Source organism: Fictibacillus norfolkensis (assembly GCF_014836645.1).
GTDB classification, from domain to species: Bacteria; Bacillota; Bacilli; order Bacillales; family Fictibacillaceae; genus Fictibacillus; species Fictibacillus norfolkensis.
Window position 1 is genome coordinate 371,982 of record NZ_JACSQM010000001.1, and the last position, 12,975, is coordinate 384,956.

At 38.0% G+C, this 12,975-nt stretch carries 13 protein-coding genes; 6 read left to right on the top strand and 7 right to left on the bottom strand.

Annotated elements, in window-relative coordinates:
* Positions 1-13: 13 nt before the first annotated feature.
* Positions 14-1,285, top strand: coding sequence for an MFS transporter (locus H9648_RS01840; RefSeq protein ID WP_191752080.1), 1,272 nt, complete (start codon positions 14-16; stop codon positions 1,283-1,285).
* 52 nt (positions 1,286-1,337) lie between these two features.
* On the opposite strand, the gene H9648_RS01845 is transcribed toward H9648_RS01840, so the two are convergent.
* On the bottom strand, positions 1,338-2,528 hold the full coding sequence (locus tag H9648_RS01845) for a M14 family zinc carboxypeptidase (RefSeq protein ID WP_191752081.1): 1,191 nt from the start codon (positions 2,526-2,528) through the stop codon (positions 1,338-1,340).
* Between the two features lie 263 nt (positions 2,529-2,791).
* On the opposite strand from H9648_RS01845, the gene H9648_RS01850 reads away from it, so the two are divergent.
* Together H9648_RS01850 and H9648_RS01855 are read left to right on the top strand one after the other, a co-directional pair.
* The gene (locus H9648_RS01850; protein ID WP_225218673.1) at positions 2,792-3,682 is read left to right on the top strand and encodes a formate/nitrite transporter family protein; all 891 of its coding nucleotides are present in this window, start codon (positions 2,792-2,794) and stop codon (positions 3,680-3,682) included.
* A 94-nt stretch (positions 3,683-3,776) separates the two neighbouring features.
* A complete protein-coding gene (locus H9648_RS01855; RefSeq protein ID WP_191752083.1) occupies positions 3,777-4,685 on the top strand; it encodes a DMT family transporter in 909 nt (302 codons plus the stop codon).
* Positions 4,686-4,727: 42 nt separating this feature from the next.
* On the opposite strand, the gene H9648_RS01860 is transcribed toward H9648_RS01855, so the two are convergent.
* The 5 genes from H9648_RS01860 to H9648_RS01880 form a co-directional block, all read right to left on the bottom strand.
* Complete coding sequence (locus H9648_RS01860) at positions 4,728-5,450, bottom strand: amino acid ABC transporter ATP-binding protein (protein WP_191752654.1); 723 nt, start codon at positions 5,448-5,450, stop codon at positions 4,728-4,730.
* A 24-nt stretch (positions 5,451-5,474) separates the two neighbouring features.
* The gene (locus tag H9648_RS01865) at positions 5,475-6,134 is read right to left on the bottom strand and encodes an amino acid ABC transporter permease (protein ID WP_137788536.1); all 660 of its coding nucleotides are present in this window, start codon (positions 6,132-6,134) and stop codon (positions 5,475-5,477) included.
* Between the two features lie 101 nt (positions 6,135-6,235).
* Positions 6,236-7,021 (bottom strand): transporter substrate-binding domain-containing protein, encoded by a 786-nt coding sequence (locus H9648_RS01870; protein ID WP_191752084.1) that lies wholly within the window; start codon positions 7,019-7,021, stop codon positions 6,236-6,238.
* Between the two features lie 220 nt (positions 7,022-7,241).
* Positions 7,242-9,065, bottom strand: a complete 1,824-nt coding sequence (locus H9648_RS01875) for a PAS domain-containing sensor histidine kinase (RefSeq protein WP_191752085.1) — start codon at positions 9,063-9,065, stop codon at positions 7,242-7,244.
* A 239-nt stretch (positions 9,066-9,304) separates the two neighbouring features.
* The gene (locus tag H9648_RS01880; protein ID WP_191752655.1) at positions 9,305-9,850 is read right to left on the bottom strand and encodes a flavodoxin family protein; all 546 of its coding nucleotides are present in this window, start codon (positions 9,848-9,850) and stop codon (positions 9,305-9,307) included.
* 126 nt (positions 9,851-9,976) lie between these two features.
* Here H9648_RS01880 and H9648_RS01885 point away from each other — a divergent pair, with 126 nt between their 5' ends.
* The gene (locus H9648_RS01885) at positions 9,977-10,327 is read left to right on the top strand and encodes a hypothetical protein (protein ID WP_191752086.1); all 351 of its coding nucleotides are present in this window, start codon (positions 9,977-9,979) and stop codon (positions 10,325-10,327) included.
* A gap of 85 nt (positions 10,328-10,412) precedes the next feature.
* On the opposite strand, the gene H9648_RS01890 is transcribed toward H9648_RS01885, so the two are convergent.
* Positions 10,413-10,673, bottom strand: coding sequence for an atypical membrane-integrating protein (Mistic protein) (locus tag H9648_RS01890; RefSeq protein ID WP_225218675.1), 261 nt, complete (start codon positions 10,671-10,673; stop codon positions 10,413-10,415).
* Between the two features lie 171 nt (positions 10,674-10,844).
* On the opposite strand from H9648_RS01890, the gene H9648_RS01895 reads away from it, so the two are divergent.
* On the top strand, positions 10,845-11,276 hold the full coding sequence (locus H9648_RS01895) for a hypothetical protein (RefSeq protein WP_191752088.1): 432 nt from the start codon (positions 10,845-10,847) through the stop codon (positions 11,274-11,276).
* On the top strand, positions 11,276-12,913 hold the full coding sequence (locus tag H9648_RS01900; protein ID WP_191752089.1) for an anti-sigma-I factor RsgI family protein: 1,638 nt from the start codon (positions 11,276-11,278) through the stop codon (positions 12,911-12,913). Before H9648_RS01895 ends, H9648_RS01900 begins: the two co-directional genes overlap by 1 nt.
* Positions 12,914-12,975: the final 62 nt, after the last annotated feature.

A 12,975-nucleotide genomic window follows, 5' to 3' on the forward strand; every position in this document is an offset into this window, starting at 1 on the left:
GAGGACAAAACCTATGAAACGGTTTACGAAAGAAGAGAATAGCTGGATGTACTACGATTGGGCAAATTCAGCGTATTCGATCATTATCTCAACAGCTGTATTTCCTTTGTTCTTTAAAGCAGCCGCGACAAATGCAGGAGTCAGTTCATCAGATTCTACCGCTTATTTGGGGTATACGATCGCGATTGCCACGTTTATTTTAGCCATGCTGAGTCCTGTTTTAGGTACTATTGCTGATTATAAAGGATTAAAGAAGCGATTCTTCACTTTCTTTTTTGCACTTGGTCTTATTTCTACCGCATCATTAGCTTTTATTCCAAGTGATCAATGGCTTCTATTATTAATTTTTTATACATTAACTGCAATCGGTTCTAGTGGATCTAACGTCTTTTATGATGCTTTTATAACCGATGTAACAACGGAAGAAAGAATGAACAGAGTGTCATCAAGAGGATTTGGATTAGGATACATCGGGAGCACGATCCCTTTTTTGATCAGTATCGCGATCATCGTGTTGGCACAAAATGAAGTTCTGCCGATCTCAACTTCTATTGCTAGTAAGATTGCCTTTTTAATCACTGCGTTTTGGTGGGGAATATTTACGATTCCTATGCTGAAGAACGTTTATCAGAAGTACGGCATCGAACGAGAGCCGAAACCTCTGATCAACAGCTTTAAACGTTTAGGTAAAACAATGAAAGAAATACGAAAGTATCGTGCTTTGTTTTTATTTTTGCTTGCCTATTTCTTCTATATCGATGGCGTTGGGACCATCATAACGATGTCCACTGCTTATGGTTCAGATCTTGGAATCAGTTCTACTAATCTTTTAATCATCCTTTTTGTCACACAAGTGGTCGCTGCTCCTTTTGCCATATTATACGGAAGGTTAGCAGAAAGATTTACTGGCAAGAAGATGCTTTATGTCGGAATTGTGGTCTACATTATCGTCTGTATTTATGCATATTTCTTAAAAACAACCATGGATTTCTGGATTTTGGCCATGCTCGTTGCAACTTCTCAAGGAGGCATTCAAGCGTTAAGCCGTGCCTATTTTGCTAAACTAGTTCCAAAAGAAAACTCGAATGAATTCTTTGGCTTTTATAATATTTTCGGCAAGTTCGCTTCCATTATGGGTCCGTTGTTAATTGCAATAACTGCACAAGTGACCGGAAACTCTGCTAGTGCTGTGTTCAGCCTTGTCGTTCTGTTCATCATCGGTATTACGATTCTTATGTTTGTTCCAGAACCGAAAGTAGATTCATCTCATACGATCAGTGCATAGAAAAAACTGCTCTTTAGAAATCATTTCTAGAGAGCAGTTTTTTCTTTATGTTTTATTTAACGATCCATTTTGGTCCAAGGATGGTTTGGATGCGATAAAAGTTTCCATACGCTGCATTTGCTTTATAAGTCCCTGGATACAGACTTGCTGCAGCCATTTTGTGGTTTACATTAGGACGGTCATGCAAAGGGACTTTTTGAGTAAGAGTGATGGTTTTAGTCACTGGTGTTATACGTTTCTCCCAACGCTTATCCCCTTCAACTGCCATATAAAGTCCTGCTTTTTTGTTCCTTGTCCATTCTTCGTTAATAATCGTGATTGGCGGATTTGTCTCGCCTGCATATGGAGCAAGTTCAAACGTAAAACCAGGGCGTTTGAAGGTTTGGATGAACCAGTCTTTGTATCCACCACCACTTGATAACTGTGTATCAGGAGGGATTAGTCGATACCCTGTCATATTTGCAAGAGTTGTACCTAGTGTTTTGTCCCCTTCAAAGGTGTTGGTTCCATAATTAAAATGGTAATATAGTATTCTTCCAGCTGTGTGGTATGAGTTTGTAATTTCAGGATCTACTAAATAAGTGAGGGCCGACACCGCTTTTGCTTCCTTCGTCACAAGTGGAGCACTACCCTTGTAGTCTTTATAAGAAGGAGCTTTTGCATTATTTGATATCTGCTCCCAACGCGCAGGATATTGTCTGTTCAGATCAATCCCTTGGGCATTCGACTTCCATCTTTTAAAATCTTTGCTTCCACCATTCATCTTGATGAGGTTGGCATGAGCTGTAGTAGGAAAAGCAGATAGACCTTTTTGCTGAAGTGTGACACCGTCTGGGTTAGTCATTGGTACAAACCAGATCGACGTGTTATTCAATACGTTTGCAACATTGTAACCATCCATCGTACTGTTGGCTACATAACGTTCGCTATACTGATCGATCATCTCCATCACGATATTTGTCGTCATCCACTCTCTTGCATGATGTGATGCATTGTATAGAACCGTTGCATCACCTCTCCCTAGCTTAACCGCCCAGATGTCTCTACCATAAGGTGTTTTCCCAAGTGAACGGTATTGGACTAATCCAGGGTATTTTTGAGCAAGTGTCTTGATATTACTCGTCATTGTTTCATATGTATACGTTTGATTTGGATTTACATAGCTTGCTGCTTCTCCCTTGTAACTCCAAAATGATAAGCTCCCAAGCAATATCCCCATAAACAACACTAGACCTTTTTTCAATCTGTTCTCTCCTTCCAACAAAACCTATTATTATTTGAGTATATTAATAGTATAGATAAGGAAATGTATCGCTTCGCATGAGGATAGTCGCCTTTAATATTTCAATTTGATTACCGTAATTAAGTCAAACCTCACATAAATTTGGTATATAAAAGTAAATAACGATTTTTATTGTATAAAATTATTCATTTTTGGTTTTGCATACTTCAAATTATGGGAAGAGTAGTAGAACGAGGATGACATAATAAGAGGGAATGCAGAACATGAAAGAGAATCAGGACAATAACAAAAAAGCAGCTGTTCCAGATCGGCAATACTTTTTTCCAGTTCAAATTATTGAATATTTTATTGAAGAAGGAAAAGCATCTTTACAAGTTTCAAACTTAGCACAGTTCATTTTATCTTTTATGGCAGGGGCTTTTATCGCATTTGGCGCACTGGGTTCCATTTTATTATCCATGGGGGTCGAAACGTCTGGTCCTTTTAACCTTTTATCAGGGGTTGGATTTGCTATCGGATATACGATGATTTTTCTATCAGGATCGATTCTATTTACAGAGATCAATGTTTTACTGCCCAGCTATATTTTACAATCTAAGTACTGGATCAGTAAAAAGGTACTGAGGTTTTGGGGAATCTGTTATATCGGTAACTTTTTAGGAGCATTGTTTGTTGGGTTTCTACTTAACATGTCAGGTTCATTAGACAAAGAATTTTATGAGGTACTTTTAAAGTTCATGGAAAAAAAGATGGAGTTTACTGAACGAGGCACATGGGGCTGGTTTCAAGTATTATTCTCTGGTATTCTTGCAAACTGGCTTATTGGAATTGCAGCCGTTCTTGCTACGGCAGCAAGAGATGTAATGGGTAAAATTTTTGGAATTCTTTTACCGGTTATCATATTTGAAGCAGGAAATTTCCAACACGCCGTGGCGAACATGGGGTATTTTAGCATTACCGTGTTAGAAGGATTTGAATACAGTTGGTATGAATTTATTCTTCTTAATTTAATTCCTGCTACGATCGGTAACTTGATCGGTGGAGGGATATTAGTATCATTGTTACTTTCCTTTGCTTTTAAAGAAGACATTGATGATGATATCGTGAAAGAGGAAGAAGAGGAAGTAGAAAAGATAAAACATAAAATGGAATAATTGTGAAACACCTTTATTGTGATATACAGTAAGGGTGTTTTTTGTTAGAGTTTCAGTAGAATGTTGATTATTTTTATATAGGGGATGAACCAATTTGCCTTATCAAACGAAACTTGCTTTTTTATATGTAGCGATCGGTGCATCTCTTTGGGGAATCATCGGTTTTTTCGTTAAAGAGCTCTCACAGGCTGGATTTACATCATTACAGATCGTCTTTTTAAGAGCTGCTAGCGCATTTCTATTATTCCTGGCATGGATTGTTGTACAAAATTCTAGCCTGCTAAAGATCGATGTAAAGGATATTTGGTATTTCTTAGGGACAGGCATATTAAGTGTATCCTTTTTCAATTGGTGTTATTTTACGACGATACAAACATCTTCACTAGCTATTGCTGCTATTCTTTTGTATACAGCCCCAGCATTTGTGCTTGTCATATCAGCTATTGTTTTTAAAGAGCAGTTGACCCGACAGAAACTCTTCGCACTCGTTGCTACCTTCTTTGGCTGTACACTTGTCTCAGGTCTGTTCTCAGCTCAATTAGAACTCTCAATGATGAGTCTGTTGATAGGTTTAGGGGCAGGTTTTGGCTATTCTCTTTATAGCATTTTTGGTAAGTTAGCTAGTCGAAAATATGAAACATTAACCATCAGTATCTATACATTTTTCTTTGCTATGCTTGCTCTATTTCCAATCAGCGGTATATCCTCTGCTGACCTCCAAGTCTTTAGCCCTTCTGTTTTAATGAACGTGCTCGGTCTTGGTCTTTTTCCAACCGTATTTGCCTACTGGTTCTATACCCAAGGCTTACAACAAATAGATGCGAGTAAAGCATCCATCGTGTCTACTATCGAACCTGTAGTAGCAACCTTGATGGGCATGGTGCTGTACAAAGAATCCATCTCCTCTGTTCAAGGTATCGGTATTTTATTTGTATTAGGTGCCGTTCTTATGATCCAAGAACGAACAGGAAAGTCCGTTCAAACTTCTGCCGCTCAAAAATAGCCAATAGAAAAGGTGCAGCATGTTCGCTGCACCTTCTTTTCTTTATAGAATAGAACTTAAGAAATCTTTCGTGCGCTCTTCCTTCGGAGCATCAAAAAGCTCTTCTGGCTTTCCTCTTTCCCAGATCTGTCCATCGTGCATGTAAACGACCTCATCTGCTACCTCTTTCGCAAAGCCCATCTCATGTGTCACAACGACCATGGTCATCCCTTCTTGCGCTAGCTCTTTCATTGTGGCGAGCACTTCTCCTACAAGTTCTGGATCGAGTGCTGATGTTGGTTCATCAAAAAGCATGATATCTGGTTTCATCGCAAGCGCTCTTGCAATAGCAACACGCTGCTTTTGTCCACCGGATAATTTCGCTGGATAAACATCTGCTTTATCAGAAAGACCCACCTTCCCAAGTAAAGCTTTTGCTTCCTGTTCTGCATCTGATTTATTTTGGTTTTTCACTTTAAGAGGAGCTTCCATCACATTTTCCAATACCGTTTTGTGAGGAAACAAGTTAAAGTGCTGAAAAACCATCCCTACTCTTTGGCGTACTTCATTTAAGTTATGAGTTTTCGGATCAATTTCTTCTCCTTCAATGACAATTCTTCCACCGTTTTTAATCTCAAGGAAATTGATGCATCTGAGAAGTGTACTTTTTCCAGAACCACTGGCACCAATTAAGACTACAACTTCGCTCTCTTGTACGTTTAGATTCACTTCTTTTAATACTTCTAGATCTCCAAAACTCTTTTTCAAGTTTTCAATGCGTATCATTTCTTTTTTCAACTCAGACACCTCCTATTCCCCAGCTGATAGTTTCTTCTCTAATAGGTTAACCAGTAATGTGAAAAGAAGAACGAGTATTAGATAGTATAGACCTACGATAATCAAGTATGTCATCTCATCAAATGTTCTAGATCCTTGTGTCGTTGCAATACTGAACAATTCGTTAAGGGCAATAAAAGATGCAAGAGATGAATCCTTCAGACCAATAATAAATTGGTTACCTAAAGGAGGTAACGCTCGTTTAAAGGCTTGCGGCAGGATGATCCTTCTCATCGCTAAACCATATGTCATACCTAATGAACGTCCTGCCTCCATCTGCCCTTTATCTACCGACTGAATAGAACCTCTGAAGATCTCCGCAATATAAGCACCATTATGCATAGCAAGTCCAAATGCCGCTGACCAGAAGGCAGAAATCCCTAATTCCGCTAGACCAAAGTAAAAAATAAAAATTTGTACGATCAACGGGGTACCGCGAATAAGTGCAATATAAATGTTTGCTATCCAATTCAAAACTTTAATTCCTGAGATTTTAAATAACGCAAAAATGAGTCCGATTACCGTACCGATCAAAACCGATACAAAGGTAAGTTGAAGTGTGACCCATAGTCCTTTCATGAAGAGTGGATAACTTTCTACTAATACGTCTAAAATGTGTGCGAGATCAAACATGCCATTGTCCTCCCCTTATTATTCTCTTTTTTAATGGTGTGATGAACTGTTTGTATAAAGAAAGCCACCCTACACGTAACCTCATGAGGGCGGCTCCACCATTATTCAGGCTTCTTCGTGATATCAGCACCGACGTATTCTTCACTAAGCTTCGCAAGCTCACCGTTATCCTTCATTTTCTTTAATGCCTTATTTACCGCTTTAAGCAATTCTTTATCTTCTTTTTTAATAGCAATCGCTTGTTCACTCGTACCAAGCTGCTCTTGTTCAACAATCTTAAATCCTTTTTCAATCGCTTGTTTACCAGTGATTGCGTCAGTAATGACCGCATCGTGTTTCCCTTCACTCAACGCACGCAATGCTGTCGCATCACTATCATAGTTTTTAATCTGATCTGTGAAATCTTGTGCAGATTTTTCATAGGTAGAGCCTTTTGAAACAGCAACTTCTTTTCCTTTTAAATCTTCTTTTGTTTTAATATCACTGTCTGGTCTTGTAAAGATTACCGGACCTGAGTAATAATAGGGCTCGCTAAAATTCACTGCTTTCTTTCGGTCTTCAGTGATTGTATGGCTTGCCACTGCTGCGTCAAAACGATCTGCCTTAATAGCGGATACAGCGCCGTGGAATTTAAACTTTTCTGGGACAGGCTTTAAACCAAGTTCTTTGGCAATCGCCTCACCAACTGCAACATCAAAACCTGTTAGTTCCCCTCCCTTATCAACGGAGCTGAAAGGTGGAAACTCTCCTGATACGATAAAGTTAAATTCACCCTCGTTCTTTAATTCTGGACCCCCGTCACTTGATTCACTACTGCCACATGCAGCTAGTACAAACATTGAAAAAACGACAGCTAAAATCCCGATCTTCTTTTTGAAATCTTTCATTCTTATCCTCCTTGAATATCCCATTTTGTAGATTCCCCTACTAGACAAGGGTAGCATGAATTATAAATGTTCTCAATTTTACGTGAATTCTCACCTATCAAAAAGATCAGATTTTTCATGCATCTTGTATATGGTTACCCTTTACAAAAAAACCGTAAACACTTATTTAGCAAGCAAAATAAAACACATTTCAGCAAGCCGAAATGTGTTTTATCAAATCTTATGGTAATAGCTTTGTGGGCAACAATATCGTGACCGTTGTCCCAATATCTAACATACTTTCAAAGGTAATGTTTCCATGATGATTTTCAATGATCTTCAATGATACCATGAGGCCTAGTCCTATCCCTTTTTCTTTATTGGAATAAAAGGGTTCACCAAGTCTCGCAAGCCGTTCTTCGCTTATCCCCACTCCTTGATCAGTCACTTTAATAAAGACATAGCCTTCATCATAAGCTCCAGTTTCTACAAAAATGGTGCCGCCGCTATTCATTGATTCGATAGCATTCTTAATAACATTGATGATCACTTGTTTAATTTGATTTCCTTCACAAAGAATCTGAGGCACATCCATTAAATGCGTTTCGAATTGAACGTTATTAAGGTTCGCTTCTGAATCCAACAGCGTGATCGTCTGTTTAATAAAATCATTCACATTTCTCTGCTGAAAAAATGTTTCCTGATGTGGTTTAGCTAATACTAAAAATTCAGTAATGATCGATTCAATCCGATCCATCTCTGACAAGATGATCTCACTATGAAGATCTTCCATGTCTGCTTTCATAAGTTGGACGAACCCTTTGATACTTGTGAGCGGATTACGAATCTCATGAGCGATCCCTGCCGCAAGCTCACCTACGACGGTGAGTTTATCTGATTTTCTGAGCAATTCTTCTTTTTCTTTTATATCTGTAATATCTTCTGAAATACCTGCTATGCGATAGATTTCTTCATCGTCATTGGTAATCGGAAATGCTCTTGTGCGGATCCAGCGGACTCTGTTATTCTTCCCATGTATCCGGTATTCGATCTGTGATTCACGTTGTGCGATCAGTTTAATGAATGCTGAGACTGCTTCTTGATCTTCTGAGTGAACGTCTGTAAAAACAGATTCAATGAGCTCACTCTCTTCAGTATCCCATATTTGCTTAAAAGCCTTTGATATGTAAAGAAGCTGATGCGTTTTGTAATCTTGCATCCAAAAGATGTCTTTTGCATTCTCAGCAAATTGACGGAATCTCTCTTCACTCTCTCTGAGTCCCAGTTCCATCCTCTTACTCTGAGTGATATCTCTAGAAACACCAACAATTCCTTCAACCTGACCTTGATCATTATTGATAGGAGACAGGATAGCCTGATAATAGAGACGTTCACCGTCACGGACATTACTCCACTCATAAAATTGAGATTTGCCTTGCAAGACAAGACGACATGCCTTCTCTTGACCATCAGCAATCTCAGCGCCAAAAACTTCGCGAACCGTCTTACCTAAGAAGTAGGATGGCTTAACACCGTGTTTCTCCATCCATCTTCCATAGATGCCTGTATGAACAAAATTAGTATCTAGCGTAAAGACAGTGTCTTCCATTGAGTTGACAAGTGAGTAAAAACGCTGCTGACTGCGATTCAACTTTTTTTCTGTGCTTTTTAACTGCTGAATATCCGTTAAAGTAATAACGGATAGATCGCTCAAATTATTCTTAAGAGGAGCGATTGAAACAGACAACGAAGATGAAAAGCCTGTGTTGTTACAGATTAAATCTATTTCGACCTGATATTCTTGTGTTTTGTTTTTTACATGTTGAAGGTAAGCTTCTTTAAGTGACCATTTCTCACTGTTTGAATCTGTAATAAAGAACGGAAGCTCATATAGAAATGCGCCTTCTACTTCAGAATCAGACAATCTTAATATGCCACACGCGTTTGTATTGGCATAAAGAATTGTTCCACATGGCTCTAAAACGATAATTCCGCTATTAACCGCTTCATAGAACGTGTGCATCATTTGTTTAGTATTTTGTAATTCAAACGAAGTCTCTCGCATGCTCTACATCCTTGTTGAATTATTTTTAAAGTATTTACAAGAAATGCCTTTTCTCTATTTTTCTATTAAATACAAAAAAACACAAGAGTTATTTTCCTCTTATTGGATTCGCATTAACGTTCAACCATATAGACTTTGGATAGAACAGATCAGGTTAACTCTTCTAATACAACTTATCATTATTAGATTCTGTGATCGAAATCTTCTTTTTTACAGTTAAATAGACAAAAGCACACTGATTATTCTTCAGTGTACTTTGATAAAACTTTATTAAACGACAGAGCATCTCCTAGGCTTTTAGGGTCGGATAATATATCTTGTGGTGCGTTTGCTTCTCCTATTAAATAACCAACAAATTCAGTTCCTAAAAAGTCAAATATATATTGGAATTGCTGGATTAAAGACAGTGCTTTTATTCGTGGAGAATCTCCACCTACTGTAATAACATAAGCTTTTTTATTGCTCATCCTTTCCTTAAAGTTCAATTTTTCATCTCTTAAACTCTGTGATAACCGATCTACAAAGTTTTTCATAACTCCGCTCATCCCATACCAATAAACAGGTGTAGCAAAAATAAGTACGTCATGTTGTAGAATCTGATTGATCAACTCTTCATAATCGTCATCAACCTTATCAAAGCCTCCTACATCATGGCGCTGATCATCTATAGGATTTATTTTGTGTTTTTTGAGGTAAAAAGAAGTATATTGAATCCCGTCTAATGCCTTTTGTGTTAAAGCATCCGTATTTCCGTTTTCTCTAGAGCTTCCGTTAATAACTGCGATTTTCATCTCTATCACCTTTCTGTTACACATTATTTTAATGGTAGAATTTCACTTCATTGCATCGGAATTTCATAAAAAATAAAAACAAAGAATAGAGTAAAAGATAACAGATTAGGAGGGGCTACAATGTTCGTATTCACCATTATTTGCATGATTGGTTTCTACCTTCTAACGATACATGATTCTAAGAAGGTGAAACAAGTCATCTGGCCTTTATATGGAATAATAGGCATCGTGTGCTTCATCTCTTTATTCTCTTTAACACCTGATACCGTCACTTATGTATATTGGGTAAGATTATTCTTTCTCGTCTTAATCATACCTGTGTTCATCCTTGTTGTTCGTAAAGTGTGGCAGCTCAGTTCTGAAACGACGAGATGGATTCAATACACAGTTTCTGTTCCTATCTCCATTCTATTTATCCTCACACTCTGGTTTTGCTGGAACATGTTTCCGATTTTCATGTATGTTTTATAATAAGAACCAATACAACCGTCTTCAGTTGCTCCCTGAAGGCGGTTGTATTGGTTAGAAGTGTCCTCTTTAGATGGACAAAATAGCGCTATTTGTCTTTGTCGGGGGTCTGTCCCCCTTGCATGAACGAAAGCACTTCCTTGACGATCGTGTTTATCTTTTGGTTGATAAAATCCTCTCCGAAGCTTTCTTTTGCTTGCCTGATTGCCGCTATGACTTCTTCATCATATTGAATCAGCTCTTCATCATCTTCAGCTTCGTTGTACAAATCGATCATGCTGTCCAAACTCTCTTGCATACGATCTATCGCTTCACTATATTTCTCTCGATCTTCCTTATTATATTTCAAATTCATCACCCACTCTCAGTTTTTCCATCTATGAGCGCTATCAAACTTCATAAACATTTACTCTTGTGACTTTCTTCCCTATTTTTTAATAGGAAAGTATACTATAATAATTTGGTTATTATTATCTTGAAATATATTATTTTACATATTCATTGGAAGGAGGGGGAACAATTGATTCGCCGTTGGTTTTCGAGAAAAAATAAATCATTGCAGCCTGCATTTGAAACACCGTCTTCACATTCATCGTTGAGTCTATGCACGAATGCAACGGATGAACCAGATCCAGCAAAAGAAATTTCGCATTTTAAAATGCGTCTTAAAGAATATGGAATAGAGTTTAGTCACTTAGTCTCCAGCACTCCTAAGGATGTTGAAAACAGACAACAAGCTATAAAAGTTGCTGAAGAAATCTCGAAAGATCCTGAGATGCGGAATTACTTTCTAACGTGGAAACGGTTGCCCCTTCTTCATAAAGAAAGTACACAGCATCAAAAGCACACCATGAAAAAACAGCGAGAATACATAACCGCTCTTACCCTTATCTTTATAGAAAATTATCAAGTGTTGCTGCAATATGTTCCTGGCACGGGAGGAAAACACTAATGAACAAAGCGATTATTGTAGAAGTTAACAAACGTCATGTCATCGTTCTTGCTGAGGGCGGAGAATTTAAAAAGATTAAAAATACCAATGCATCCTATATGGTCGGTCAAGAAATCCGTCTTCCAGTAAAACAAGAGAACAAGAGGTCTATTTTCTCTATTTTCGTAAACTGGAAAACAGGAACTGCTGTAGCACTAGCCATCTTTCTTTTATTCTTCCAAGTACTCTCACCGATATCAGGACCTGGAGCCTATGCATATGTCGGCATAAACATGGATCCTAGTCTTGAATTGAAGATTGACGAAGAAATGAGAGTACTAGATATCTTGGCTTATAATCAGCAAGGACACATGGTTCTTGATCGATTGGACGATTGGGAAAATGAAAAAATCGATCATGTAACTGATCTTATTTTTGATACATGTGAAGACCTTGGCTATCTGAAGTCAAAGGAAGAAGTATTGATCACTACAACATTATCAGAAGAAATACCTGCTGATAAAGAAAAAGAAATCAAACAACAAGTGAATAAAGTAATGACCGAGAAAGCTAAAAAGAACTCGATAGAGATGACCACGATCGTGATGAGTTCCAAAGAACGCGAGCAATCGAAGAAGATGAAAATGTCACCTGGTCATTATGCGATTTATAAAGCAGCTAAGAAGTCTGGTATGAGCATTACAAAGAATGAGATCTCAAATCTTACAATTGAGGAAATTTCCGAAAAAGTGGGTCCTATAAAAGAGCTTTTAAAAGAGGATACTGAATCAGTTGATGCCTCTGAAGATAAAAAAGAAGATCTTGTATATGAACCGCCTCTACCTATCTTGGATATAAAAGATTCGAGTAACGAGGTGAAAATTGAGAAGGAAGTAATACCGGTTCAAGAAAAAATACATGAACCTCAGAAAAAGAAAACGTTCGAGTTACCTGTTAGTCATGCTGAAATTCCTGCAGCTCCAAAAAAGGAAGAAAAGCCAGCTGAAATACCGATTAAGAAAGAGCAAGAAAAACATGTAAATACGCCTTCTACCTCTGGCGGTGAACAGGACAAGAATACACACAAGGCACCTACGAAGAGTGCGCCTGTCGTCACAGCACCGAAGGAAGAGAAACCAAAACCGGAAAAGCCGGTAGAGGATAAACCGAAACAGGAAATACCAAAAGAAGAAAAACCTAAACCAGAAATACCGAAAGAAAACATTCCTAAAGAAACACCGAAGGAAGATACTCCTAAGGTAGAAACGCCTAAGGAAGAAACACCTAAAGAGGAAACACCTAAAGAAGAAACACCTCAAGAAGAAACACCTAAAGAGGAGACTCCTAAAGACGAGACTCCTAAAGAAGAAACACCTAAAGAACATTGGATTTATATTGAAATTATTATTGATGGGATTGTAATAGAAGTGCGCATTAAAGTAACAACAAATGTCACTGATGCTGAGTTAAAACAACAAGCATTAGCCACTTATCATCAAAATGCTTCACAAGAACATTCTTGCCCTACGCCACCTTCAGCATTTACACAAGAAGTTGAACAAGCTGAAGCTTCTAAAGGATTACAACAAACAACAGAAAATGAAGTTGCTTCAGATTCAACTATAGAAGGACCACCACTTTTAGAAGAGGCTTCATAATCGCAAAACCCGAGGACTAACTCTAGTCCTCGGGTTTTTGTTTTCAATCCGTATAGACACCT